This is a genomic window from Acidovorax sp. GW821-FHT09B03, assembly GCF_059418305.1.
Genome location: NZ_JBWKPP010000003.1, coordinates 144430 through 170542 on the forward strand (window position 1 = coordinate 144430; position 26113 = coordinate 170542).

Below are 26113 nucleotides of genomic sequence, written 5' to 3' on the forward strand. Positions count from 1 at the left end.
ACCAGGAGACGCCATGAAAGTCGACAACATTCTGCAGACCATCGGCAACACGCCGCACGTGCGCATCAACCGCCTGTTCGGCAGCGCGGCCAATGTCTGGGTCAAGGCCGAGCGCGGCAACCCCGGCGGCTCGATCAAGGACCGCATTGCCCTGTCCATGGTGGAAGACGCCGAGCGCTCGGGCGCGCTGCAGCCCGGCGGCACCATCATCGAGCCCACCTCGGGCAACACCGGCATCGGCCTGGCGCTGGTGGCCGCCGTCAAGGGCTACAAGCTGGTGCTGGTGATGCCCGACAGCATGAGCATCGAGCGCCGCCGCCTGATGCTGGCCTACGGCGCCACGTTCGACCTGACCCCGCGCGAGAAGGGCATGAAGGGCGCGATCGCCCGCGCCCAGGAACTGCTGGCCCAGACGCCCGGCGCCTGGATCCCCCAGCAGTTCGAGAACCCCGCCAACATCGACGTGCACGAGCGCACCACGGCGCAGGAGATCCTCCAGGACTTCCCCGATGGTCTGGACGCCCTCATCACCGGCGTGGGCACGGGTGGCCACATCACCGGCGTGGCGCGCGTGCTCAAGGCGAAATTTCCACAGCTCAAGGTGTTCGCGGTGGAGCCCTCGGCCTCGCCGGTGATCTCGGGCGGCGCGCCCTCACCCCACCCCATCCAGGGCATCGGCGCGGGCTTCGTGCCCAAGAACCTCGACACCACCCTGCTCGACGGCGTGATCCAGGTCGATGCCGAGCCCGCACGCGAATACGCGCGCCGCTGCGCACGCGAGGAAGGCATGCTCGTGGGCATCTCCTCGGGTGCCACGCTGGCCGCCATTGCCCAGAAGCTGCCCGAGCTGCCCGTGGGCGCCCGCGTGCTGGGCTTCAACTACGACACGGGCGAGCGCTACCTGTCGGTCGAAGGCTTCCTGCCCGCCTGACCTGGGCCCGCGCTTTGGGCCGCCGCTGCACGCGCTGACGGCAAGCCGTCCTACAGAAGCCCCGGCCACGGGCCGGAACAATCAAGGCACAACCCCTGACGGCGCATGCCCGAGGGGGCACGCACCGCCGCGGTGCGGCACCCTTTTCAGATTGTTTCCATGGCGCACACCTCCGCATCCCAGCCCATTGCCTTCAAGGTATTGACCGTGAATGTGCACAAGGGCTTCACCACCTTCAACCGGCGCTTCATGCTGCACGAGTTGCGCGATGCCGTGCGCCACGTGTCCGCGGACCTCGTGTTCCTGCAGGAAGTGCTCGGCACGCACCACCGCCATGCAGGCCGGGTCGAGAACTTTCCGCAGGAGCCCCACTACGAGTTCCTGGCGGACACCATCTGGACCCAATTCGCCTATGGCCGCAATGCGGTGTACGACAACGGCCACCACGGCAATGCGCTGCTGTCCAAGTTTCCCATCACCCACTACGAGAACCATGACATCTCGGTGAGCGGGCCGGAGCGGCGCGGCATGCTGCATTGCATCCTGCAGCCGCCCAACCACCACAGCCCCGTGCATGCGATCTGCGTGCACCTGGGTCTTCAGGAGGCGCACCGCCAGCGCCAGTTGCGCAGCGTGTGCGATCTGGTGAACACCTTCGATCCCGAGGAGCCCGTGGTCGTGGCCGGCGACTTCAACGACTGGCGCGGCCGCGCGCACGAGATCCTGCGCGACCGCGCCGGCCTGCACGAGGTGTTCGTGCAATCCACCGGGCGCGCGGTGCGCACCTTTCCGGCCTCCATGCCCCTGCTGGCGCTGGACCGCATCTATGTGCGCAATGCCGCTGTGCATGCGCCGCTGCACCTGCCCAAGAAGCCCTGGGACAAGCTCTCGGACCACGCCCCCCTGGCCGCGGAGATTTCGCTATGAGCCGGGCCTCGCAGTCATCGCGCTGGGTACCGGGCAACCAGTTCGAGCTGCTCGAAAACGGGGAGGACTTCTTCCCCCGGGTGTTCGAGGCCATAGCCAAGGCGCGCCGCGAGGTCATGCTCGAAACCTTCATCCTGTTCGACGACAAGATCGGCCAGGAGCTACATGCCGTGCTGCTCGCCGCAGCGCAACGTGGCGTGCAGGTGCATGTGCTGGTGGACGGTTTCGGCTCGCCCGACCTGCCGGACCAATACCTGGATGCGCTGGTGCAGGCCGGCGTGCACTTTCGCATCTTCGATCCTGGCAAGCGGGTGCTGGGCCAGCGCCTGAACATGCTGCGCCGCATGCACCGCAAGATCGTGGTGGTGGATGGGGAGCACGGTTTCATCGGCGGCATCAACTACTCGGCCGACCATGTGGCCGACTTCGGCCCGGAAGCCAAGCAGGACTATGCCGTGGAAGTGCGCGGCCCCATCGTCGCGCAGATGCACCAGTACACGCACGAGGCCGTTCTCAGCCCCGCAGAGCGCCGCCGCAGCCGTGCCAAGGCGCTGCCGGCGCGCGGCCAGCCGTATGCGGGCACCGCGCACGCCATTTTCGTCACCCGCGACAACCACGACCACACCAACGACATCGAGCGCCACTACCGCATCGCCCTGCGCTCGGCGCGCAAGCGCGTGGTGATCGCCAATGCCTACTTCTTCCCGGGCTACCGCTTCATCCGCGAGATGCGCCGGGCCGCGCGGCGGGGTGTGGACGTGCGCCTGATCCTGCAGGGCCAGCCCGACATGCCCATCGTGAAGACGGCCGCCGGCCTGCTCTACGACCATCTGCTGCGCGCCGGTGTGCGCATCTATGAATACTGCGACCGCCCGCTGCACGGCAAGGTGGCGCTGGTGGACGACGAATGGTCCACCGTGGGATCGAGCAACCTCGATCCGCTGAGCCTGTCGCTGAACCTGGAAGCCAACGTGATCATCCGCGACCGCGCGTTCAACGCCACGCTGTACAGCCGCATGGCCCACCTCATGGACAACTGCTGCAAGCAGGTCGAGCCCTCGCCCAAGGGGCCGTGGGAAGGGCTGCGCCTGGTGCGCAGTTACTGCGTGTTCCACCTGATGCGCTGGTTTCCGGCATGGGCCGGCTGGCTGCCGCGCCACGAGCCCACCATCTCGCTGGTCAAGGCCCAGGAGCAGGCCGAGGCCTTGCGCACGGACAACCCCCAGGCGGCGTCGGCCACCTAGGATACCGGCCATGAGCGCGCCCGCCACCCATTCACTGCGCGGGACCGCCACGCCAGCGCCCACGGCCCCGGCCCACAGGCCGGGCGCGCGCAAGGAAGCCCCGGCAGCCCCCAGCCGCTGGAACACCCTGCGCAACAGCCGCTGGTGGCCCTGGGCCATCACGCTGGTCACGGGCGCATTCGTGCTGCTGATCGGGGCCCTGCTGTTCCGGCAGGCACGCACCGTGGACTGGGGCGCCGTATGGAATGCGCTGGTCGAGTTGCCCAGCACCGCGCTGCTGGGCGGCGCCGCGCTGGCCTTCGCCAGCCATGGCATCTACAGCACCTTCGACCTGTTCGGGCGCTACTACACCCGGCACGGCCTGCCGGTGGCGCGCACGGTGGGCACCACGCTGATCGCCTACCCGTTCACCCTCAACCTGGGCTCGCTCATCGGCGGTGTCACCGTGCGCTACCGGCTGTACTCGCGCCAGGGGCTGTCGGTGGGCGACATCGGCCAGGTGGTGGCCATCAGCATCATCACCAACTGGCTCGGCTACTTCGTGCTCGCGGGCGCCGTATTCTGGCTCTGGACACCCCAGCTGCCCGAAGGCTGGGACATGGCCGGCCACCAGCTGCGCTGGATCGGCAGCGCCATGGCCGCGGTGACCGGGCTGTACCTCGTGGTCTGCGTGCTGCGCCGGGGGGAACCGATCACGCTGCGCGGGCATGCCTTTCCCATGCCGCACTGGTCCGTCGGGCTGCTGCAGCTGGTGCTGTCGGCGGTGAACTGGATGGTCATGGCCGGCGCCATCTGGCTGCTCACGCAGCAGCAGGTGCCCTATGTGGCGGCCCTGGCCACCGTGCTGCTCGGGGCCGTTGCGGGCTTGATCTCGCGCATTCCCGCAGGCCTCGGTGTGCTGGAAGCCGTGGGCACGGCCGTGCTGTCGGCCTACATGCCGGCGCCGCAGGCACTGGCCGCCATCCTGGCCTACCGCAGTCTGTACTTCTTTGCGCCGCTGGTCCTGGCCGCCCTGGCCTTTGGCCTGGTGGAGCTGCGCTGGCGCCACCACCAGGGCGGCAGCCGCACGGTCTGACCCGCCTGGGCCGTGCAGGCAAAATCCGGGGGCCTTCGCCTCCCCTTTGCACCTCCAATGCCCCCTTCTCCCGCCGCCACGCCGCTGCGCATCGGCCGCCAGCCTGGTGACCCATCGCTCACCCCCGCGCAGCAGTCGTTCAATGCGCTGCTGGCCCAGATCGCCGACCAGCGCGCCATCCTCGCCGCCTGGAACCAGGCCATCGACGCCTACCACCAGCGCTACGCCAAGGACGTGGCACCCCTGCTTGAGAGGTACTACGCCGCGCACGCCGCCCTGGTCAACGCCCTGGTCGAAGCTTCGGCGCGCAAGGGCCTGGGCCGCACGCTGCTGCGCGATCTGCATGCCGTGATCGCCCGGCTGGCCCGGGACCTGGCCGACAACGTGCGCGACCCGGCCACCCGCGCTGCGATGCAGGCGCTGCAGGCCCAGTATGCGCAGGAGCAGCTTGCGGATGTGCCCGACACCCCGGACGCATTGCAGATTGCGCCGCCCGGCGGGCCGGAATCGCCCGAGGACATCGTGCGCCGCGTGGAGGAGGAAATGCAGGCGCGTCAGGCGCGCGCGCAGCAGGAGCGCGAGCGCCACCATGCCCGCCGGGCCCGCAAACCCAGCGCGCAGCAGCGCCAGCAGCAGGAAGCTGCGCAGGAGGCCAGCCAGTCGGTGCGCTCGGTGTACCGCAAACTGGCCAGCGCCCTGCACCCCGACCGCGAGCCCGACGAGGCCGAGCGCCTGCGCAAGACCGCGCTCATGCAGCGCGTGAACCTGGCCTACGCCGCAGGCAGCCTGCTCGACCTACTGCAATTGCAGCTCGAGGTGGAGCAGATCGACGCACAGCACATGGCCACCGTGGGTGACACACACCTGCAGCGCTACAACCAGGTGCTCACCGACCAGTTAGCCGAGCTGCAGCAGGAGGTGGCCACGCTGGAGGCCAGCATGCGCGAACAACTCGGCAGCACCTCGCGGCGCAAGCTGCAGCCCGGTCAGCTGATGGCCCAGCTGCGCAGCCAGATCCAGGCGCTGGAGCATGACATTCCGTTGCTGCGGCGGGAGGTGCAGGCGATGGACGACAACGACTACCTGAAGCAGTGGCTCAAGGCCCAGCGCGAAGACCTGTTGAACGGCGACTAGCACCTGGCAGGACCGCCTCCTTTAAAATACCAGCCCCACGACATTGCCACCGCCCGATCGACACGGGCCTGCAAGACCATGATCCGCCTTTCCGAACTCAAGCTGCCGCTGGCAGCCGTGCCGGCCGACGCCGCCGAGCACCCGCTGGACGCGCTGCGCGCCCAGGCCGTCCAGATCCTGGGCATCGCCCCGACCGACATCGCCGCCGTGCAGGTGCACAAGCGCAGCTTCGATGCGCGCAAGGCCGACCTGTTGGCGGTCTACATCATCGACCTGACTCTGGCCGATCCTTCGGGCGAGGGCGCACTGCTGGCCCGGCATGCCGGTCGCCCGCACATCCAGCCCACACCCGACATGGCCTGGCAGCCGGTGGGCCAGGCGCCCGCCGACCTGCCGCTGCGCCCGGTGGTGGTGGGCTTCGGGCCCTGCGGCATCTTCGCCGCGCTGGTGCTGGCGCAGATGGGCTTCAAGCCCATCGTGCTGGAACGCGGCAAGCCGGTGCGCGAGCGCACCCGGGACACCTGGGGCCTGTGGCGCAAGCGTGAACTGCATGCCGAGAGCAATGTGCAGTTCGGCGAAGGCGGCGCCGGTACCTTCAGCGACGGCAAGCTCTACAGCCAGATCAAGGACCCGCGCCACCTGGGCCGCAAGGTCATGGGCGAATTCGTCAAGGCCGGCGCGCCCGAGGAGATCCTCTACGTGGCGCACCCGCACATCGGCACCTTCAAGCTCGTGAAAGTGGTGGAGAACCTGCGCGAGCAGATCATCGCCCTGGGCGGCGAGATCCGCTTCGAGCAGCGCGTGACCGACGTGATCGTCGAGGGCACGGGCGAGCGCCGCCACCTGCGCGGCCTGCAGGTGCTGAACCAGGCCACGGGCGAGACCACCGAGCTGCGTGCCGACCACGTGGTGATGGCGCTGGGCCACAGCTCGCGCGACACCTTTGCCATGCTCTACGAACGCGGCGTGGCCATGGAATCCAAACCCTTTTCCATCGGCTTCCGGGTGGAACACCCACAGGGCGTGATCGACCGCGCGCGCTGGGGCCGCCATGCCGGCCACCCGCTGCTGGGCGCGGCCGACTACAAGCTGGTGCACCACGCAGCCAACGGGCGGGCGGTCTACAGCTTCTGCATGTGCCCGGGCGGCACGGTGGTGGCCGCCACCAGCGAACCCGGCCGGGTGGTGACCAACGGCATGAGCCAGTACTCGCGCAACGAGCGCAATGCCAACGCCGGCATGGTGGTGGGCATCGACCCCACGGACTACCCCACGGACGCCGAAGCCTTCGCGCGGCACCTGGGCGGCACCTACGGAGCCGAAGCGCAGCCGGCCGGCCAGCACCACCCACTGGCGGGCATCGTGCTGCAACGCCAGCTCGAATCCAATGCCTATGTGCTGGGTGGGCGCGACTACAGCGCACCCGGGCAACTGGTGGGTGACTTCATCGCCGGGCGCGACTCGACACAGCTGGGCGACGTGGAACCGTCCTACAAGCCCGGCGTGGCACTGGGCGACCTGCACGCGGCCCTGCCCGGCTATGCCATCGAGGCGCTGCGCGAGGCCCTGCCGGCCTTCGGCCGCAAGATCAAGGGCTTCGACATGCACGATGCGGTGCTCACAGGCGTGGAGACGCGCACCTCGTCGCCGCTCAAGATCGGGCGTGGCGAGAACCTGCAGAGCCTGAACACCGGCGGACTCTATCCGGCCGGGGAAGGCGCGAGCTACGCGGGCGGCATCCTGTCCGCAGGGGTCGATGGCATCAAGGTCGGCGAGGCCGTGGCCCGCGCCATGCTGGGCATTGCTTGAGGCGGGTGGCCATGCTGTTCACCGCCCCCACGCGCGCGCAGTTCACCATCGCTGCACTGGCCATGGCCGGCGTGGTGCTGGCCTCCAACATCCTGGTTCAATTTCCCATCAACGACTGGCTCACCTGGGGCGCCATCACCTACCCGGTGGCCTTCCTGGTCAGCGAGCTGGTGAACCGCCGCCATGGCCCGCAGCAGGCGCGGCGTGTGGCCTGGGTGGGGTTTGCGGCGGCCGTGGCGGCCTCGCTGGTGCTGGCGCCAGCGCGCATTGCCGTGGCCTCGGGCACCGCCTTCCTGCTGTCGCAGTGGCTCGATATCGGCGTCTTCGATCGCCTGCGCCACGGCAGCTGGTGGCGCGCGCCGCTGGTCGCCACACTGCTGGCGGCCATGCTGGACACGGCCGTTTTCTGGAGCATCGCCTTCGCAGGCACCAGCGACCCGTGGATCACCTGGGCCCTGGGCGACCTGGCTGTGAAGCTCACTCTGGGCGTGGCGTTGCTGCTGCCGTTTCGCCTGTTCATCGGCAACCGGGCAGCAGCGCTGCGCTGACGCACCTACCTACTTGCGCTGAAGGAAGTCGACCGCCAGCGCCGCCAGGGTGCGTGCGCCCACGGGCAGTTGGTCTTCGTCGATGTCGAACAGCGGCGAGTGGTTGGACGGCGCCTTGGTGAAGTCCGCCCCCTTCGGTGGCGCGCCCAGGAAGTAGAAGAAGCCCGGCGCCACCTTCTGGAACTCCGAGAAGTCTTCCGAGCCGCTGACCTTGGGAATGATCATGGCCTTGCCACCCGTGGCCAGCTTGAGCGCGGGCAACGAGGCCTCGGTCAGCGCCGCGGGGTTGGACGTCACGGGATAGGCCACGGGGCCGAAACGCACCTTGGCCTTGGCACCGCTCGACGCCGCAATCGACTCGGCCGTGGTGGTGATGCGCTTGATCGCCTCCTGGCGCATGCCTTCGTCGAAGGTACGCAAGGTGCCCAGCAGCTCCACGTTGTCCGGAATGATGTTGTAGCGCGTGCCGCCATGGATGGAGCCGATGGTGATCACGGCCGGCTCCTGGCTGATGTTGAGCTGGCGGCTCACCACCGTCTGCAGGCCCAGCACGACCTGGCTGGCAGCCACCACCGGGTCCACCGCGTTCCAGGGCGACGAGCCATGGCCGCCGCGCCCTTCGACCTGGATGCTGATGTTGTCCGACCCTGCCATCAGCGGGCCGCTGCGGTAGCCCACCACACCGGCCGGCAGGTTGGCCGTGATGTGCAGGCCGTAGATCGCCTGCACGTCTTTCAACGCGCCCTCTTCCACCATGGCCTTGGCGCCGAAGCTGGGCACCTTGCCATTGGCATCGGCTTCCACGGGCGCGCCTTCCTCGGCGGGCTGGAAGATGAACTTGATGGTGCCTGGCAGCGTGGCGCGCATGCCGGCCAGGGCCTCGGCCGCGCCCATGAGCATGGCCACGTGGGCATCGTGCCCGCAGGCATGCATCACCGGCACTTCCTTGCCCAGGTAAGTGGCCTTGACCTTGGAGGCAAAGGGCAGCTTGGTGTTCTCGGGCACGGGCAGCGCGTCCATGTCGGCGCGCAGGGCCACCACCTTGCCTGGCAGGCCGCCACGCAGCGTGCCCACCACGCCGGTGCCGCCCACGCCGGTCTGCACGTCCATGCCCAGGCGCTTGAGGTGCTCGGCCACGAGCTTGGCGGTGCGCACTTCCTGGCCCGAGAGCTCGGGGTGGGCATGGATGTCGCGGCGCCAGCCGACCATCTTGCCGGCCACGCCGTTCACGGCGGCATCGATGGCCTGCAGGCCGGCGGCATCGAGTGCCTGGGCATGGGCGGGGGTAAGCAGTGCCAGGTTGCCGGCCACGAGGCCGGCAGCGATGGCGATCGACGAGAGGGTTTTGTGCATGAGGCGGGGTCCGTGCAGGGGATTAAAAAAGAACGAGCATTCATGCTACGAGTGGCCAGATGTTTCATGACAAGCGAAAATCGCCATCTGCAAAGCCGATATCGCCATGCCCGCCACCCCCTTCCGCATCGACATTCCGCTGGTACCCGAGTCCGCCCTGGGCAATGCCCTGCACTTCATCGACCTGCTGCGCAGCGCCAACCTGCTGGCACGCCTGCGCTCGGGCCACCAGGCACCGCGCATGGACTGGCGGCTTCTCGACGCCGACGGCCGACCCCTGCCCGCCCTGCCTGGGCCCTGGGCCCCGTACACCGCCGCCGCGCCGCCCGCCGAGGGGACCGCGGGCCCGGCACAGGCCACGTTCATCCCTTCGTTCCTCGCGGCCGACATCCCGGCCATCCGCCAGGTGGTGGCGCGCCACCCCGCGCTGGTGCGCCAGGTCGGCATTGCGGTGGATGCCGGGCAGAAGCTGCTGACGATGGGGGACGGGGCCTGGCTGGCTGCGGCCAGCGGTCGTCTGCAGGGGCGCACGGCCAGCCTGCCCTGGTTCTACATGGCCGGCTTTGCGCGCGACTTTCCCGGCATCGCGCTGGTGCCGGGCCGGGACTGGACCGACGATGGCCCCTGGCTCAGCGGCGCCCTGCCCCACAACCTGGTGGACCTGGCGATCGCCCTGGTGCGCCACGCCTTCGGCGAGGAACTGGCCCGGGCCTGTGCCACCGTGATGGCGCCCGACCACCAGCGCGCGCAGGCGGCGCTGCAGGCCAATGCCCAGCAGCACATCCCCGCCACGCGCGACAGCACCCTGGCGCGCGCGATCGCCTGGATGGAAGCCCATCTGGAGGAACCCTATTCGCTGGAACGTCTGGCGCAGGCCGCTTCGGTGAGCACGCGCACCCTGCTGCGGCATTTCCAGGCCGAGCTGGCACAGTCGCCGCTCGACTACCTGCATGCCCTGCGCTGCGCGCGTGCGAAGGTGATGCTCGAGGTGACGCTGGAGAGCGTGAGCAGCATCGCCGTGGCCTGCGGCTACGCAGACCCTGCCGCCTTTCGGCGCATCTTCGTGCGCCATGTCGGCACGCCACCGGCCGAGTACCGCAAGCGCCACGCCTTGCGCGCGCCGCGCCGGCGCTGGCGGGTGGACGTGGCGGGCGGCTGAACAGGTTCTAAGGGAGCAATCCGGCTCAGCGCAGCCCGATGGTGCTGGCCGGCAGGCGGAAGGCTTCCACCAGCTCGGCCAGTTGCTGTGCCTGCATGCGCAGGCCCTGGGCGGCGGCGGAGGATTCCTCCACCAGCGCTGCGTTCTGCTGCGTCATCTGGTCCAGCTGCGAGACGGCCTCGCCCACCTGGCTCAGGCCCGTGGTCTGCTCGCGCGCCGCCGTGCTGATCTCGCCAATGATGGTCGCCACCTGCTTCACGGAGTCGACGATCTCGCCCATGGTGCCGCCGGCCGCGTGCACCAGGGCCGAGCCCTCGTCCACCTGGCGCACGCTGTCGCTGATCAGGCCACCGATCTCCTTGGCGGCCGTCGCCGAGCGCTGGGCCAGGCTGCGCACCTCGCTGGCCACCACGGCAAAGCCGCGGCCCTGCTCGCCGGCCCGCGCAGCCTCCACGGCTGCGTTGAGCGCCAGAATGTTGGTCTGGAAGGCAATGCCGTCGATCACGCTGGTGATGTCGGCAATGCGGCGCGAGGACTGGGCGATGCCGTCCATGGTGCCCACCACGCGGTCCACCGCTTCGCGCCCGCGCTGGGCCACGCCGCTGGCACCGGTCGCCAGGCTGCTGGCCTGCGCGGCGGCATCGGCGCTGTGGCGCACGGTGGCCAGCAGCTCTTCCATGCTGGCGGCGATCTCCTCGAGGTTGGAGGCCGTCTGCTCCGTGCGGGCCGACAGGTCGCTGTTGCCCGCCGCGATCTCGCCGCTGGCATCGGCCACCGAGCTGCTGGCCCCGCGCATGCCCACGACCAGCGTCGCCAGGCGCGCCTGCATGCCCCCCAGGCGGGCCATCAGGGCTTGCAGCTCATCGCGGTTGCCGGCATCCACGGCAGGGATGTGCGAGGTCAGGTCGCCCTCGGCGATACGGTCGGTCACACCCGACGCCAGGGCCAGCGGCCGCAGGATAGAGCGTGACAGCAGCCAGGCACACACCAGGCTCAGCAGCAGCCCCACCGCCGAGCCCGCGGCCAGCAGCAGCTTGCCCTGCCGTTCGCTGCGCAGGGCGGCCTCGCGCGCATCGGCCACGCGCTGGCGCTGGTACTCGGCCAGTTCGTCCACCGCCTTCGCATAGGCGTCGGCGGCAGGGCGCAGGCTGCCGGATATGGCGTCGGCGGGCAGGGCCTCGCCCGCCTTGCGGCGCTTGACCAGGTCGTCGCGCACGCTGCGGAACTGGTTGCCCGCCTTGTCGATGGCATCGAAGAGGCGCTGGGACTGCGGGTCTTCGGCCAGTTCGTCGAGCCGCTTGCGCACCTCACTGGAACGGGCGGAGGTGACTTTGCGGTCGGCATCGATGCGTGCCGCATAGGCCGGGTTGTCGATCTCCAGCAGCGTCTCGGCGCGCACCGAGCTGAGCACCACGATGGCATGCAGCTCGCGCGCCAGCAGGGCACGCTCGGAGGAGTTGCCGCCCAGGTCATCGGCGATGTCCTGCAGCTCCGCCAAGCGCCAGATGCCCACGGCGGCCGACAGGGACATGACAAGGCAGACGACGCCAAAGGCCAGGGCCAGGCGGAACGCGACACGCGTCTGGGAGAGGGACATGGTGGGACTCTGTTCGTTCAGTCAAAGAGGTCCGGGGCAGCGCACAGTCAATGACCCGGGTTTACCCTTATATCGTCAATCCATGGCACCGACTTGAGCCCCATCTGGTCCCGACCATCCCTGTGGCTGGCAAAAGCCCCAAAATCATCCAGCCGCGTGCTCCCTCATCACCGCAGCACCCGCCGCGGCACGCAGGTCCCTCGACAGTTCCGGGCTGCGGACGGCCCGCGCCAGCACCAGGGATCCGACCAGCTGCGACAAGGTGGACAGGGCCTGCTCCCTGCGCTCTTCCGGGCCATCGGCCTGCATCAGCGGCTCCAGCACCCGCAGAAAATTCTCGACACCCGCCTCGAAGGGACCCTGCAGCGAAGGACCGGCACGGGCCACATCGCCGGCCAGCGCGGCCATCGCACAGCCATTGGCCAGGCGCTGGCAGTGCAGGTCCGAAAGGTAGAAGCCCACCAGCGCCTGCAACGCCTCGGCCGGCGGCTTGGCAGACAGCTCCTCCCAGTAATGGTTGTTGGCCGAGAGTGCGCGCTCACATGCCAGGCTGGCCAGTTCGTCCTTGGACTCGAAATGCCCATAGAAGCCGCCCCGCGTCAGCCCGGCGGCCTGCATCAACTCGTTCAGGCCGATGCCATCGAAACCTTTTTCGCGGAACAACTCGCCTGCCACATCGACGATGCGTTCGCGGTTGGCCTCGGCCTGCGCCCTTGTCACTTTCATGGTTGCCTCCTGGTGCTTGACTTATTTTACATGTTGATTGACATTTATATTTATTCATGTCGATTGACATTTAACCAACCGGGACTTGCCCATGAAAGCCTTGATCTCCGCGTACGCCCGCACCCCCTTCCACTTCGCCCGCAAGGGCGCATTGGCCCCGGTGCGGCCCGACACCCTGGCCGCCGAACTCATCAAGGAGCTGGTGCAGCGCACCGGCATCGACCCGGCCACGCTGGACGACGTGATCGCCGGCTGCGCCTACCCCGAGGGCGCGCAGGGCAACAACATCGCGCGCATCGCATCGCTGCTGGCCGGGCTGCCGCACGAGGTCGGCGGCATGACGGTGAACCGCTTTTGCGGCTCGTCCATGTCGGCGGTGCACATCGCCGCCGCACAGATCGAGGCCGGCCTCGGCGATGCCTACCTGTGCCTGGGCATCGAGTCGATGACCATGGTGCCGCAGGGCGGCCTGAGCTTCTCGCCCCACCCGGTGCTGTACGAAGAGACCGATGCCTATATCTCCATGGGCGAGACGGCCGAGAACGTGGCCGAGCGCCATGCGGTGTCGCGCACCGACCAGGAACAACTGGCCTTCGAGTCACACCGCAAGGCCGCCGCCGCGCGCGAGGCCGGCCTGCTGCGCAGCGAGATCGTGCCCATCGCACTGCCCGACGGCCAGGTGGTGGCCGAGGACGGCTGCATCCGCCCCGGCACTTCGCTCGAAGCCCTGGCCGGACTCAAGCCCGCCTTCCGTGAAACCGGCTCGGTGACGGCCGGCACCTCGTCGCCGCTGACCGATGGCGCTGCCGCCGTGCTGGTGACCAGCGAGGCCTATGCCGCGCGCCACGGCCTCGCCCCGCTGGCCCGCATCGTGGCCATGGCCACGGCAGGTGTGGACCCGGCCTTCATGGGCCTGGGCCCCATTCCCGCATCGCGCAAGGCCTTGGCCCGCGCCGGCCTGACCGCGGCCGACATGGACGTGGTCGAGATCAACGAGGCCTTTGCCTCCCAGGCCCTGGCCTGCATCCGCGAACTGGGCCTCAAGCCCGAGGCCATCAACCTCGACGGCGGCGGCATGGCCATCGGCCACCCGCTGGGCGCCACGGGCGCGCGCATCACCGGCAAGGCCGCCGCCCTGCTGCAGCGCCAGGGCGGGCGCTACGCGCTGGCCACGCAGTGCATCGGCGGCGGCCAGGGCATTGCCACGGTGCTGCAGGCACTGTGACCGCCGCGCCCACCTTCTCCCCCCTCCCTTTTCCTCCAAGGACTGCTTCCATGAACCTTCAGAACTCCGTCGTCTTCATCACCGGTGCCAACCGCGGCCTGGGCCTGGCCTTTGCCCAGGCGGCCCTCGCCGCGGGTGCCCGCAAGGTCTACGCGGCCGCTCGCGACCCCGCCACCGTGACCTTGCCCGGCGTCATCCCCGTGCAGCTCGATGTCACCAACCCCGCCCAGATCGCCGCAGCCGTGACCGCCTGTCCCGATGTGACGCTGCTGGTGAACAACAGCGGCATCTCGCGTGGATCGAGCTTCCTGGGCACGCCCGATGCCATGGCGGCGGCCCGCGCCGAGTTCGAGACCAACTTCTTCGGCCCCTGGGCCGTGGCGCAGGCCTTTGCGCCGGTGCTCCAGGCCAACGGCGGCGGCGCGGTGCTCAACGTGCTGTCGGTGCTGAGCTGGCTCACGATTCCCGGCGCAGCCACCTACAGCGCGTCCAAGGCGGCCGCCTGGTCGCTGAGCAACGGCCTGCGCAGTGAACTGCGCGGCCAGGGCACGCAGGTGACCAGCCTGCATGTGGCCTACATGGACACCGACATGGCGCGCGGCCTGGATGTCCCCAAGGCCGCACCGCTCGACGTCGCGCGCCTGGCGTTGCAGGGCGTGGAAGCAGGCCTCGCCGAAGTGCTGGCGGACGACACCACGCGCCATGTGAAGCAATCACTGTCCAGCGCCACGCCCGCCTACGCAGGCTGAAGCCCGCCGATCCGAAAAAGAAAAAGCCGCCGGGCGTGCACCCGGCGGCTTTTTTTCGGTTCCGTCCAAGCAGCACGGCGCGGGCCGTGCGTGCATCAACCCTGCTTGTTCTGCAGCGCCGCAATGCGCTCCTCGATGGGCGGGTGGGTGCTGAACAGCTTGCCGATGCCGCCGGCGATGCCCATGGCGGCCACGCTCTTGGGCAGCTCGCCCGGGTGCATGCCGCCCAGGCGGGCCAGGGCGTTGATCATGGGCTGGCGGCGGCCCATCAGTTGGGCGGCACCTGCGTCGGCACGGAACTCGCGCTGGCGGCTGAACCAGGCCACGATGATGGCCGCAGCAAAGCCCAGCACGATGTCGAGCACGATGGTGGTCACGTAGTAGCCAATGCCGGGGCCCGAGCTGTTCTCGTCGTTCTTGCGCAGGAAGCTGTCGACCGCGTAGCCGATGACACGCGACAGAAACACCACGAAGGTGTTCATCACGCCCTGAATCAGCGTCATGGTGACCATGTCGCCGTTGGCGATGTGGGCCACCTCGTGGCCGATCACGGCCTCGACCTCTTCGCGCGTCATGCCCTGCAGCAGGCCGGTGGACACCGCCACCAGCGCCGAGTTCTTGAAGGCCCCCGTGGCGAAGGCGTTCGGGTCGCCCTCGAAGATGCCGACTTCGGGCATGCCGATCTTCGCCTGGTCGGCGAACTTGCGCACGGTCTCGACGATCCAGCGCTCGTCGGCCGAACCGGAGCCGTCGATCACGCGCACGCCCGAGGTCCACTTGGCCATGGGCTTGCTGATCAGCAGCGAGATGATCGCGCCGCCAAAGCCCATGATGAGCGCAAAGCCGAGCAGCGCGCCCAGGTTCAGCCCGTTGGCCGTGAGGTAGCGGTTCACGCCCAGCAGGCTCGCCACCACCCCCAGCACGACGACGACGGCCAGGTTGGTCAGTACAAACAAAATAATCCGCTTCATGTTCTGTTCTCTCCGTGGGTAGACAAGGAACTGCGGTCTAGATGGGGGGTGGGCCGGCGCGATTCAAGCGCCAGCCTCCCAGGGACCGCACGCCGCAGTTTCCCGTCGCGGTATGGTAGGGCGAATCGAGAAAAGGCCCTTATCACACAGTCGCCGACGGGAATTAGGCGCTGCGAGGGGGGCGGAACACCTGCGGGTCCGCGTAGAACTGCGGATCTTCATTCGCCGGCCACCAACCCGGTACACCCAGCACCGGCAGCGGGGTGAAGGGTTTGCCGGCCCAGTGCCCCGGCTCCATCTGCTGCGCCAGCCAGGCGTCGGCATCAGTTGTCGAATCCATAGCGGACTGGGTTCGGTAGACATGGGCCACGATGGGTTTGCGGGGCGCCACCAGCTTTTCGAGCAGCGCATGGCCGAACAACAGCAACCGTGTCTCGCGCCACAGTGGGCGCAGGTCCACGAACAAGCGCGTCCACTCGCGCGCCTGCAGCGCCTGCCAGATCGGCGCGGGCGCATCGAGCAAGGCGCCGTTCTCGTCGAACACGGTGAGCGCGTCGCGCAGCGGGCCGCGCACCGCACCAATCCCGTGCGCGGCGATGGCGCCGGCCTGCAACTCGTTCAGCCGCCGCTTGGCCCGCGGGAAATGCAGCCACACCAGGCCGTTGAAGAAGTCGTGCAGGTTCTCGCGCGTGGGCACGCGGCGGGTGTCGAAGATGTGCTGCTCGTAGGCCGCGCCCTCGGGCAGGTCATCCTGGGGAACGAACTGCACGGGCGCCGCAGTGCATTGCAGTGCCTGGTGCACGGGCTCACCCTGCAGCAATACCTGCTGCGCCACGGTCTGCCCGGCAACCCGCCATGGGGCCAGCCAGGCCGCGGCCCAGTCGATGGCCTCTAAACCAGACGCCACGGCAGCGCTTCACCCGCGCGCAAAGGCTTGAGCTCGGCCTCGCCAAAGGCAAAGCTGTCCGGTGGCGTCCAGGATTCGCGGCGCAGCGTGATGGTGCCGGTGTTGCGCGGCAGGCCGTAGAAGTCAGCACCATTGAAGCTGGCAAAGGCTTCGAGCTGGTCCAGGGCGCCCGCGTTGTCGAAGGCCTCGGCGTACATCTCCATCGCCGCATGGGCGGTGTAGCAGCCGGCGCAGCCGCTGGCGTGCTCCTTGAGGTGCGCAGGGTGCGGGGCGCTGTCGGTGCCCAGGAAGAACTTGGCGCTGCCGCTGGTGGCGGCCTGCACCAGGGCCACGCGGTGGGTTTCGCGCTTGAGCACGGGCAGGCAGTAGTAGTGCGGGCGCACACCGCCGATGAAGATGGCGTTGCGGTTGTAGAGCAGGTGGTGCGCCGTGATGGTGGCGGCCGTGAAGCGGTCCGACGCATTGACGTAATCGGCCGCATCCTTGGTGGTGATGTGCTCGAAGACGATCTTCAGTTCGGGGAAGTCGCGGCGCAGCGGGATCAGTTGCTGCTCGATGAACACCGCCTCGCGGTCGAACAGGTCGATGTCGCTGCTGGTCACCTCGCCGTGCACCAAGAGCAGCATGCCGCTCTTCTGCATGGCTTCGAGGGTCTTGTAGGTCTTGCGCAGGTCGGTCACGCCGGCATCGCTGTTGGTGGTGGCGCCGGCCGGGTAGAGCTTGGCCGCGACCACACCGGCTTCGCGTGCGCGCACGATTTCCTCGGGCGGCAGGTTGTCGGTGAGGTACAGCGTCATCAGCGGCTCGAACTGCACGCCCGCGGGCACGGCGGCCAGGATGCGCTGCTTGTAGGCCAGGGCCTGCTCGGCCGTGGTCACGGGCGGGCGCAGGTTGGGCATGATGATGGCGCGGCCGAACTGGGCGGCCGTGTGCGGCACCACGGTGCGCAGGGGCTCCCCGTCGCGCACGTGCAGGTGCCAGTCGTCGGGGCGGGTGATGGTGAGGGTGTTGGTGGGGGCTGCTGCGGTCATGGGCGCTATTGTCCCATTCCCGGCCACCGCCCCCTGCCCCGCACAGGTCACTCGGCGGTGATGCCGGCCTTGCGCACCACGTCGCCGAACTTCACCATGCGCTCGGCCATCATCTTCTCGAAGGCCGCGGGGCCCATCTCCTCGGGCACGATCACGCCGCGCTCCTTGAGATTGGCCACCATGGCCGGCGCCGTGGCCGCCTGGCGCACGGCCTTGTACAGGGTCTGCACGATGGCGTCGGGCGTACCGCCCGGCGCGGCCAGACCCGTCCAGGAGGTGAGGTTGAGCTCGGGGTAGCCGGCCTCGGCCATCGTGGGCACATCGGGCAGTTGCGGCAGGCGCTGGTCGGAGGCCACTGCCAGGGCGCGCACCTTGCCCGACTGCACGTGCGGCAGCATGATGACCAGGTTGTCCAGGATGAACTGCACCTCGTTGGCCAGCACGGCGGTGATCAGCGGCGTGCCGCCGCGGTAGGGGATGTGCGTGGTGAAGACGCCCGTGACGGCCTTGAACATCTCCACGTTGAGCTGGCCCATGCTGCCGATGCCGCCGCTGCCGTAGTTGAGCTTGCCCGGGTTCTTCTTGGCGTAGTCGACGAACTCCTTGACGGACTTGATGGGCAGGCTCGAATGCACCACCAGCGCATTGGGCTGGCGGCCCAGGATGGCGATGTTCTCGAAATCCTTGATCGGGTCGTAGCCCACCTTGGGCTGTGTCAGCGGGTTGGCCAGGTGGCTGCTCTGCGAGGACACGACCAGGGTGTAGCCATCGGGCTTGGCGCGTGCCACGGCCAGCGAGGCGACCGATCCGCCCGCACCGGCGCGGTTTTCGACCACGATGGGCACACCCAGGATGCGCGACAGCGGCTCCGAGTACTGGCGCGCCATGATGTCCACCGAGCCGCCGGGCGGGAAGGGCACGACCAGCGTGATGGGGCGCGATGGAAACTTGTCGTCGGCGCGGGCCGCCAGCGGCGCGAGGCCCGCCAGGCCCAGCCCGAGGCCGGCGTTGAGGATATGGCGGCGATTGGGTTGCATGAAGGAGTTCACGGGGTCTTCTCTCAAGGTCTTGCAGGAAACGGACATCAGGGATGGTCGAGGATGGCCAGCGCCACGGCCTGAGCGCGCGGCACCAGGGTGGACAGCTCGCAGTACTCGCGCTCGGTGTGCGGGTGGCCGCCCACGGGGCCGGTGCCGCACAGCGTGGGGGCGCCCACCGAGGCCGTGAGGCCGCTGTCGGCCGCACCGCCGGTGAATTCGCCCTGCACCGAAAAGCCCAGGGATTCGGCACCCCGCTGGTACAGCGCGAGCAACTCGCCGGGCGTGGGCTTCATGGGCAAGGTGCGGCGCATGCCGGTGATTCGCCCCATGGTGCGCGGCAGGCTCTCGGATTCGACGATGGCGCGCACGCGCTCGAAGAGCTCGTCGGGATCGGTTTCGGCGGTGTAGCGCACATCGAGCTCGGCCTTGGCCAGCGGCGCCACCATGTTGGGCACGATGCCGCCCTGTACCACGCCCACGTTGGTGGTGGTGCCGACGTCCGGATCGGTCAGCGCGTGCAGGGCCAGGATCTTGTGCGCCAGGGCGCCGATGGCGCTGGCGCCCGCTGCGGGGTTGATGCCCGCGTGCGCGGCCACGCCGTCCACCTCGAACTCCACGGCCATGGAGCCCTTGCGGCTGGTGACCAGGTTGCCGCTCACGCGGCCGGGCTCGGCATTGAGCACGGCGCGGGCACCACGGGCCGCGGCCATGATCTGCTCGCGCGTGGCGGGCGAACCGATCTCCTCGTCGCACGAGAAGAACAGCCGCAGCGGCGCCGTGAGCCCGCCGCAGCGCGCAAAGGCCTCGGCCACGAAGGCGTTCATCACCAGGCCCGACTTCATGTCGGCCACGCCGGGGCCGTAGGCCCGGCCATCCGCCACACGGAAGGGGCGGCGGGCCACGGTGCCCGCGGGGTAGACGGTGTCCATGTGGCCCATGAGCAGAATGGGCGCGCCCTCGGTGGGCCCGGGCACCTGGGCCTGCAGCAGCACGCCATAGCCAGGCACGGGCACGAGTTCCACCGCCACCCCGGCGGCCACGAGCCGCTCGCGCAGCACACTGGCCACCGCCGTCACGCCGGCCTCGTCGCGGCTGCCGCTGTCGATGTCGACCACTTTCTGCAACAGGTCTTGCATCGCCTGCTGCTGGTCCGCCAGCCAGGCCAGGATGCGTTCGCGCACCTGTGCGCGGCTCTCTTCAAGGGTATCCTGCATGTTGTCCTTTGCGCCCATGCCCGAAAACGGCAGGGTGATGGGACGAAAGTGTTGCACGCACCGCCGCTGTTTGCAATACATTTTTCATAAAATGGACATCAATGAAATTACCATTGCAATCCGCCGACGGCCTGTTGCCTGAGCGCCTGGCCCGCCAGGGCGCGGGCCTGACCGCCAGCGAACGCGCGCTGGCCGAAGCACTGGAGCGCGACTACCCCCATGCGCTGCTCGAATCGGCCACCTCGCTGGCCACCCGCACGGGCACCAGCGCCTCCACCGTGGTGCGGCTGTTCGCCAAGCTCGGCTACGGCAGCTACGCCGAGGTCCAGCGCGAGGCCCGCGCCGAGGTCACGGCGCTGTTGCAAACCGCCGGCCAGCGCGCGCCGGTGACCATCGGCACCCGGCGCAGCCTGCAGCAGTGCGTGGACGACGCCTTGCTGCACGACCAGCACAACATCGGCGCCACGCGCGACGGCCTGGACATGGCGGCCTTCGAGGCGATTGCCAACCGGCTGGCCCAGGAGAAGGGCCGGGTCTTCGTGCTGGCGCAGATCAACAGCGCGCCCGTGGCCGCCTGGCTGGCATTGCACCTGAACATGTGCCGCCCCGGCGTGCACGAACTGGGCGCGGGTGCCGTGGCCGCCACCGACCAGTTGCTCTGGGTGCAGCCCGACGATGTGCTGCTGGCTTTCAGCATCCGCCGCTACGCGAGCGGGCCGGTGAAGGTGGCGCAGCGCTTTCGCGAGGCCGGTGGCCAGGTGCTGGCCCTGACCGACAGCGCCTCGGCGCCCCTGGCCACGCTGGCGCACGAGCGCATCCTGGTGCGCACCTCCAACGCCTCGCCGTTCGACTCCTACACGGCGGCCTTCTTCCTGTGCAATGCGCTGGTGTCGGCCGTGGCGCAACTGCGCCACGCAGCGGTGTCGGAGGCGCTCAAGCGCCGCGACACGCTGTGGAAGGATGTGGAGGACCAGCAGCTCATCGTGGAGGGCATGCCGGGGCGCAAACCTGCCCGGAAATAAGCCAGCCGCTGCCGGCCACTCAGCGTGCCGGCTCCCGCTCGATCACCGCCAGCACCTGGCCCTGCAGGTTGGCAATGCGCACCTGGTAGCCCTTGCCCGCGCGCACCGACTGAGCCATCACGGAGACCATGGCACGCTCCTCGAAGCCGTCGGGTTTGAGCGTGCGGTTCTCGAACACCAGCAACACCGAGTCGGCGTGCGTCTCCTGTGTCTCGAAGCCCGAGGCGGCGATGAAACGGTCCACGTCGCGCACGCCGCGAAACAGCTCCTTGGGCAGCACGAAGGGCTGGCCCTGGTGCGTGACCTGGTAGTAGTGCTCTCGCGTCTGCCAGGTGGGCTTCTCGCGCACGTAGTAGACCTTCCAGGGGTGCACGGCGCTTTCGAACAGCAGGGTCTTTTCCATGGGAGCAGCCTGGGTGGGGGTAGAAAAGGCCGCCATGCCCGCGCATGCGCACACGGAGCCCCATGCCAGAACGGAGCGGCGCTGCGGCATGCCGTCACCCCTGCGGCGCCTTGCGGCGCCATGCCTCGAAACGGCGTGCGATCTTCGGCGCAATGCGGTCGAAGGCCTCCCAGCTGTCGGGCGTCATGGCCTCTTCCGGCTCGCGGAAGTGGTTGGACGACCCGAACACGGTCTTGACGTCGCTCACCCAGCGCTCGGCATCGGGCGTGCCGAAGCCCCGGTAGTAGCGGTCCCAGAAGTCCGAGGCGCCCGGCGCCAGGTCGTCGGTCCAGACGATGCGCCCGCAGGGGCCGTGCAGCAGTTGCAGCGGCGTGGCGCTGCGGGCGCGCCAGGGCGCAAGCAGGTCGGCCGGGTAGCGCGCCGGATCGAGCAGTCCCTGCAGCGCGCACCAGGTCACGAAGAATGCGTCCTCGACATAGACCAGGGGCTTGGTCTGCTCGTAGTCGGCACTGGCCTCCATGAAGTCGCGCTCCGTGGGCAGCCGGGCGTCGATGCGGGCGATGCCGCCGCCCTTGTCCGCGCGCAGGAAGGCCAGCTCCAGCGTGTCGCTGACCGCCTGGTCCATGAAGCCATGGCCATCCACGGTGCCGGGGAAATGCGCCCAGGACAGGCCATCGGGCAAGGGGATGAGCCCCGCCGCCTTCACGGGCACGATGATGCGCGTGACATAGGTGCGCCAGATGCGCCCGTCCTTGCGCGGCGGCCAGAAGCCGCGGTGCTTGGGTGCCATCTCGGCACTGACCTCGATGCCCGTGGCGCGCACGCTGACGTAGGTGCTGTCGTTGTGCGGTGTGGCGGGCTTGAGGGGCTTGGCCCCCACGGCAGCCAGCCACTGCAGCACCAGCGGATCGTCGATGCGCCGGCCGATGCAGGCCAGCATCTGGTCCCAGAGATTGCCCCCGGCGGCTGCGGCCACAGGCGCCGCGGCCGGGGATGGCCCCGCAGGCACCGGCGTCACCACCCGCCCGGCGATCGCATCCTCCACCCAGCCATCGAAATCGGGCCAGCGCTGCTCAGCCTCGGCCAGGATGTCTTCCCCCGTTGCGGGCACCGACAGCCCTTGCGCCGCAAGCCACGCCAGCAGCTCCGGGGCCACCTCGCCGTCTTCCTCGGGCGGCTCGTCCAGGTTGCCATACAGCGCGAATTCGCCATAGCCCACGCCCAGCAGACGCAGGAACTGCAGCGCATCGCTGGCCAGCACCCGCCCACCTCCTTCAGAGCCGAGATAGACCACCGGCAGGCCGCCCTGCGGTGCACGCCAGATGGCAATGGCCGAGCCATCGGGCTCCACACCGAACACGCCCAGGTGCTGCGCAGCTGCCTGCCCACCGGCATGGCCTGCCTCGCCGAAATAGCGCGCCACCGCACCGGGCGGCTGGGCATGGAAGGCAAAGGAGCCGCTCACCGGCGCGGAGGGCTGGCGCAACTGCGGGAAGGCGCGCAGCAGGTCACGCAGGGGTTGCGGTACCGGCAGGCCCGCCGGAAATTCGAATTCGTCGCTCTCTGGGGTGCTGCTCATGGCCGTGCGCTCTCCTCTCAGTCCACCGCCCCGCATGCATCACCGCGATACCCCGGCGCAGGCAAGTCATCCGGCGTTGTATCAGGGCTCGTCGCCGGAACGCCCGGCGGCGCGCAAACTTTTGCAGAAAATCCGGCATTCCGTCACACCGCCAGCGGAATCGTCCGCGGGGGGATCCACCAGCACCACGGCCAGTTGGGGCGTGAGCTGCATCAGCACGGCCTGCGTGGTGCCTGTGCCGGCATAGATCGACTCGGAGGATTTGATGCGGGTCCGGTACCAGGACATGCGGGTCACCGTCTCACCTCGATAGGCCCGCTTGCCAAAGAAACGAAAGCGCTCCGCGGCCTCCGCATCGGCCTGGGCATTGGGCAAGCGCCAGGCTCCGTTCTCGAACTGAAAGGGATCCACCTGCTTGTGGTCGATGTCGATCCGGGTGCGCGCCACCTGCACGGTAGGCCAGGCCTTGGCACCGTCAATGGCCCAGTCGCACACCTTGTAGGGCGGCGAACCGCCCTCGTCCTTGTCCTTGCATTCCAGTTCTCTGGGCGGCATTTTCGCAGGCACCACATCGAAAGCGCACAGGCGCATACCGTCCACCCCCTCCGTGCGGCGCGGCTTGGTGACGCGGTAGTGCACGGGCAGTTCGAAAGCCAGGCCGCAGGCCATCACGGTGGGCGGGGGCATGGCATCGGCGGGCAGTGGCTCGGCTGCACGCTTGCCGGTGGCCAGGTCCCAGGGGTGCACGGCTTGGGTGCGGCGGTCCACCTCGTAGTAGCCCACCAGGTTGCTGCTGCCATCGCGCACTTCGGGGCCCTGGTAGCGCAGGGCAAACACCTGGCCCACAGGCGTGCGCTGCTGCAGATCGCACTGGTAGCGGCCGGCTGTGCCAGGCCCCGCCAGGTGGAGGGCCTGGGCCACCTGGGCCAGCCGCGCGCACCCCGGTGGTGGTGCGGCCTTGTCCTGCGCCATGGCGACAACCGGTGCCAGCACCAGGAGCAGCCAGGCACTCCCTGCAATGCAGCGCCCCCCGCGGCGGGTCGGCACAGGAAGGCAGGGGGAAGAGGGGTGCGTGGGACGCATGGCGAATGCACCGAAAAATGGACAAGCAGCGAACGTAGCACGGCACACCTTCTACGCCGATGGCCCACACGAACAAAAAAGGCGCCCGAAGGCGCCTTGTGTGACTTCCTGCACACTGCGCCCGGGCAGAGCACAGTGTGTGCAGCTCAGTGCTGCAGGATCTTGTTGAGGAAGTCTTTGGTGCGCGGCTGGCGGGCTTCGGGGTGGTTGAAGAAGTCGTCCTTGGAGCAGTCCTCCAGGATCTTGCCGCCCACGTCCATGAAGATCACGCGGTTGCTCACCTTGCGGGCGAAGCCCATTTCGTGGGTCACGCACATCATGGTCATGCCTTCGTTGGCCAGGCCCACCATCACGTCCAGCACTTCGCCGACCATTTCGGGGTCGAGCGCCGAGGTGGGTTCGTCGAACAGCATCACGATGGGGTCCATGCTCAGGGCACGGGCAATCGCCACGCGCTGCTGCTGGCCGCCCGAGAGCTGGCCCGGGAACTTGTCCTTGTGGGCGATCAGGCCCACGCGCTCGAGCATCTTCAAGCCGCGCTTCTTGGCATCGTCCGGGGTGCGGCCCAGCACCTTGATCTGGGCAATCGTCAGGTTCTCCGTCACCGACAGGTGGGGAAACAGCTCGAAGTGCTGGAACACCATGCCCACGCGGCTGCGCAGCTTGGGCAGGTCGGTCTTGGGGTCGTGCAGCTTCACGCCGTCCACTGTGATCTCACCCTTCTGGAAGGGCTCGAGCGCGTTGATGGTCTTGATCAGCGTGGACTTGCCCGAGCCCGAGGGCCCGCACACCACCACCACTTCACCCTTGTTGATGACGGCCGAGCACTCGTTGAGCACCTGCACGGGGCCATACCACTTGGATACGTTCTTGAGTTCGATCATTTCTTGTTCCTCAATCCAATCTCTTTTGCATCAGCGAATGATCGCGATCTTCTGGTGCAGGCGTTTGACCATCCAGGACAGCGCATAGCACATCACAAAGTACAGAACCGCTGCGGCCAGGTAGGCCTCGATGGGGCGGCCAAAGTTCTTGCCCGCCACTTCAAAGCCCTTGAGCATGTCGTAGGCGCCGATGGCGTAGACCAGCGAGGTGTCCTGGAACAGGATGATGGTCTGCGTGAGCAGCACCGGCAGCATGTTGCGGAACGCCTGGGGCAGCACCACCAGCTTCATGTTCTGGCCATAGGTCATGCCCAGGGCCTGGCCCGCATGGACCTGCCCACGCGCGATGGACTGGATGCCGGCGCGCATGATCTCGCTGAAGTAGGCGGCCTCGAAGGCGATGAAGGTCACCACCGCCGAGACTTCCGCGCCGATGGGCCGCCCGATGATGGCCGGCACCAGCAGGAAGAACCACAGGATCACCATCACCAGCGGAATGCTGCGCATGCCGTTGACGTAGATGGTGGCTGGCACGTCCAGCCACTTCTTGCCCGACAGCCGCATGAGCGCGAGCACGGTCCCGAAGATCACGCCACCGATGGTGGCCACGAACGTGAGGATCAGGCTGAAATACAGCCCCTTGAGCACGAAGTTGGAGATCAGGTCCCAGTTGTAAAAGCCAAAGTCGAGATTCATTTGTCAGTGCCCTCCACCTGCGCCGCTGGGCACAACCACCCCGGGGATGCGTGCACGCTTCTCGATGAACGCCATGATGCGGTTGATCGCAAACGCGGAGATGACGTAGAGCGCCGTCACGGCCAGATAGACCTCGATGCCGCGCGAGGTTTCTTCCTGCGCCTGCATGGCGAACATCGTGAGCTCAGCCACCGACACGGCAAACGCCACGGAGGAGTTCTTGAAGATGTTCATCGTCTCGCTGGTCAGCGGCGGGATGATGATGCGAAACGCCATCGGCAGCAGCACGTAGCGGTAGGTCTGGAAGGTGGTGAAGCCCACGGCCATCCCTGCATAGCGCTGGCCACGGGGCAGGGTATTGATACCCGAGCGCACCTGCTCGGCAATCCGCGCCGACGTGAAGAAGCCCAGCGCCAGCACCACCAGCGTGAAGCCGGGAACGCCCTTCATGACTGGAAAGAGGCTGGGGATGACGTGGTACCACAGGAAAATCTGTACCAGCAGCGGAATATTGCGAAACAGCTCGACCCAGGCATTGCCCAGGCGCACGATCATCGGCCGGTCCTGCAAGGTACGCAGGGTGCCGATCACGGAGCCCAACACGAGCGCCAGCACCAGGGCCAGCAACGAAACAGACACCGTCCAGCCCCAGGCCGACAGCATCCAGTCCAGGTAAGTGATGTCGCCGCCCTTGCCAAAGCAGCTTTGCACGACTTCCCTGTCCATGGTGTCCTGGCAGAACACCTGCCAATCCCAACTCATAGGATCACCCCTTTATTGTTTGGTATTGAATTGGGCGCAATCCT

The 26113-nt window shown here is 68.3% G+C and carries 25 protein-coding genes; 11 read left to right on the forward strand and 14 right to left on the reverse strand.

The window, feature by feature from the left end; all coding sequences use genetic code 11:
* Window positions 1-13 precede the first annotated feature (13 nt).
* The 7 genes from cysK (at window position 14) to AC07PA_RS07120 (ending at window position 7668) form a co-directional block, all read left to right on the forward strand.
* Window positions 14-931: a cysteine synthase A gene (gene cysK, locus AC07PA_RS07090; protein ID WP_007857343.1), complete on the forward strand. Its 918-nt coding sequence runs from the start codon at window positions 14-16 to the stop codon at window positions 929-931.
* A 159-nt stretch (window positions 932-1090) separates the two neighbouring features.
* Window positions 1091-1858: an endonuclease/exonuclease/phosphatase family protein gene (locus AC07PA_RS07095; RefSeq protein ID WP_186457762.1), complete on the forward strand. Its 768-nt coding sequence runs from the start codon at window positions 1091-1093 to the stop codon at window positions 1856-1858.
* Window positions 1855-3102: a cardiolipin synthase ClsB gene (gene clsB, locus AC07PA_RS07100; protein ID WP_145694640.1), complete on the forward strand. Its 1248-nt coding sequence runs from the start codon at window positions 1855-1857 to the stop codon at window positions 3100-3102. Before AC07PA_RS07095 ends, clsB begins: the two co-directional genes overlap by 4 nt.
* Before the next feature lie 10 nt (window positions 3103-3112).
* A complete protein-coding gene (locus AC07PA_RS07105) occupies window positions 3113-4177 on the forward strand; it encodes a lysylphosphatidylglycerol synthase transmembrane domain-containing protein (protein WP_494608593.1) in 1065 nt (354 codons plus the stop codon).
* A 57-nt stretch (window positions 4178-4234) separates the two neighbouring features.
* Window positions 4235-5311, forward strand: a complete 1077-nt coding sequence (locus AC07PA_RS07110; protein ID WP_494608592.1) for a J domain-containing protein — start codon at window positions 4235-4237, stop codon at window positions 5309-5311.
* A 78-nt stretch (window positions 5312-5389) separates the two neighbouring features.
* Window positions 5390-7120: an NAD(P)/FAD-dependent oxidoreductase gene (locus AC07PA_RS07115; RefSeq protein ID WP_494608591.1), complete on the forward strand. Its 1731-nt coding sequence runs from the start codon at window positions 5390-5392 to the stop codon at window positions 7118-7120.
* Between the two features lie 11 nt (window positions 7121-7131).
* The gene (locus AC07PA_RS07120; protein WP_494608590.1) at window positions 7132-7668 is read left to right on the forward strand and encodes a VUT family protein; all 537 of its coding nucleotides are present in this window, start codon (window positions 7132-7134) and stop codon (window positions 7666-7668) included.
* Between the two features lie 9 nt (window positions 7669-7677).
* On the opposite strand, the gene AC07PA_RS07125 is transcribed toward AC07PA_RS07120, so the two are convergent.
* Complete coding sequence (locus tag AC07PA_RS07125) at window positions 7678-9021, reverse strand: amidohydrolase (RefSeq protein ID WP_494608589.1); 1344 nt, start codon at window positions 9019-9021, stop codon at window positions 7678-7680.
* Between the two features lie 106 nt (window positions 9022-9127).
* Between AC07PA_RS07125 and AC07PA_RS07130 the strand changes: the two genes are divergently transcribed.
* Complete coding sequence (locus AC07PA_RS07130; RefSeq protein ID WP_494608588.1) at window positions 9128-10180, forward strand: GlxA family transcriptional regulator; 1053 nt, start codon at window positions 9128-9130, stop codon at window positions 10178-10180.
* A gap of 25 nt (window positions 10181-10205) precedes the next feature.
* On the opposite strand, the gene AC07PA_RS07135 is transcribed toward AC07PA_RS07130, so the two are convergent.
* On the reverse strand, window positions 10206-11777 hold the full coding sequence (locus AC07PA_RS07135; RefSeq protein ID WP_007857334.1) for a methyl-accepting chemotaxis protein: 1572 nt from the start codon (window positions 11775-11777) through the stop codon (window positions 10206-10208).
* Window positions 11778-11921: 144 nt separating this feature from the next.
* Window positions 11922-12503, reverse strand: coding sequence for a TetR/AcrR family transcriptional regulator (locus AC07PA_RS07140; RefSeq protein ID WP_007857333.1), 582 nt, complete (start codon window positions 12501-12503; stop codon window positions 11922-11924).
* A gap of 91 nt (window positions 12504-12594) precedes the next feature.
* Here AC07PA_RS07140 and AC07PA_RS07145 point away from each other — a divergent pair, with 91 nt between their 5' ends.
* Window positions 12595-13728, forward strand: coding sequence for a thiolase family protein (locus AC07PA_RS07145; RefSeq protein ID WP_007857332.1), 1134 nt, complete (start codon window positions 12595-12597; stop codon window positions 13726-13728).
* A 50-nt stretch (window positions 13729-13778) separates the two neighbouring features.
* A complete protein-coding gene (locus tag AC07PA_RS07150) occupies window positions 13779-14477 on the forward strand; it encodes an SDR family oxidoreductase (protein WP_494608587.1) in 699 nt (232 codons plus the stop codon).
* Window positions 14478-14572: 95 nt separating this feature from the next.
* Here the strand turns inward: AC07PA_RS07150 and htpX are convergent, their stop codons facing one another.
* The 5 genes from htpX to AC07PA_RS07175 form a co-directional block, all read right to left on the reverse strand.
* Complete coding sequence (gene htpX / locus AC07PA_RS07155) at window positions 14573-15448, reverse strand: protease HtpX (RefSeq protein ID WP_007857330.1); 876 nt, start codon at window positions 15446-15448, stop codon at window positions 14573-14575.
* Window positions 15449-15611: 163 nt separating this feature from the next.
* Complete coding sequence (locus AC07PA_RS07160; RefSeq protein WP_494608586.1) at window positions 15612-16355, reverse strand: DUF3025 domain-containing protein; 744 nt, start codon at window positions 16353-16355, stop codon at window positions 15612-15614.
* Window positions 16340-17386, reverse strand: coding sequence for a dihydroorotase (gene pyrC / locus AC07PA_RS07165; RefSeq protein ID WP_494608585.1), 1047 nt, complete (start codon window positions 17384-17386; stop codon window positions 16340-16342). Before pyrC ends, AC07PA_RS07160 begins: the two co-directional genes overlap by 16 nt.
* A 47-nt stretch (window positions 17387-17433) precedes the next feature.
* On the reverse strand, window positions 17434-18423 hold the full coding sequence (locus AC07PA_RS07170) for a Bug family tripartite tricarboxylate transporter substrate binding protein (protein WP_035204905.1): 990 nt from the start codon (window positions 18421-18423) through the stop codon (window positions 17434-17436).
* Window positions 18424-18470: 47 nt separating this feature from the next.
* Window positions 18471-19640, reverse strand: a complete 1170-nt coding sequence (locus AC07PA_RS07175; RefSeq protein ID WP_035204902.1) for a M20 family metallopeptidase — start codon at window positions 19638-19640, stop codon at window positions 18471-18473.
* Window positions 19641-19741: 101 nt separating this feature from the next.
* Between AC07PA_RS07175 and AC07PA_RS07180 the strand changes: the two genes are divergently transcribed.
* Window positions 19742-20662 carry a MurR/RpiR family transcriptional regulator gene (locus AC07PA_RS07180; protein ID WP_494608584.1) on the forward strand — a complete coding sequence of 307 codons (921 nt, stop codon included), beginning with the start codon at window positions 19742-19744 and terminating at the stop codon, window positions 20660-20662.
* 19 nt (window positions 20663-20681) lie between these two features.
* Here the strand turns inward: AC07PA_RS07180 and AC07PA_RS07185 are convergent, their stop codons facing one another.
* The 6 genes from AC07PA_RS07185 to AC07PA_RS07210 all read right to left on the reverse strand — a co-directional run bounded on the left by AC07PA_RS07185 (window position 20682) and on the right by AC07PA_RS07210 (window position 26069).
* Window positions 20682-21065 (reverse strand): hypothetical protein, encoded by a 384-nt coding sequence (locus AC07PA_RS07185; RefSeq protein ID WP_007857324.1) that lies wholly within the window; start codon window positions 21063-21065, stop codon window positions 20682-20684.
* Between the two features lie 94 nt (window positions 21066-21159).
* A complete protein-coding gene (locus AC07PA_RS07190) occupies window positions 21160-22644 on the reverse strand; it encodes a hypothetical protein (protein ID WP_494608583.1) in 1485 nt (494 codons plus the stop codon).
* Window positions 22645-22725: 81 nt separating this feature from the next.
* Window positions 22726-23691 carry a hypothetical protein gene (locus tag AC07PA_RS07195; protein ID WP_494608582.1) on the reverse strand — a complete coding sequence of 322 codons (966 nt, stop codon included), beginning with the start codon at window positions 23689-23691 and terminating at the stop codon, window positions 22726-22728.
* Window positions 23692-23873: 182 nt separating this feature from the next.
* Complete coding sequence (locus tag AC07PA_RS07200) at window positions 23874-24611, reverse strand: amino acid ABC transporter ATP-binding protein (RefSeq protein ID WP_007857321.1); 738 nt, start codon at window positions 24609-24611, stop codon at window positions 23874-23876.
* Window positions 24612-24641: 30 nt separating this feature from the next.
* Entirely contained in the window at window positions 24642-25307 is a 666-nt protein-coding gene (locus AC07PA_RS07205) for an amino acid ABC transporter permease (protein ID WP_007857320.1), read from the reverse strand.
* Between the two features lie 3 nt (window positions 25308-25310).
* A complete protein-coding gene (locus AC07PA_RS07210) occupies window positions 25311-26069 on the reverse strand; it encodes an amino acid ABC transporter permease (RefSeq protein WP_007857319.1) in 759 nt (252 codons plus the stop codon).
* Between the last annotated feature and the right edge of the window lie 44 nt (window positions 26070-26113).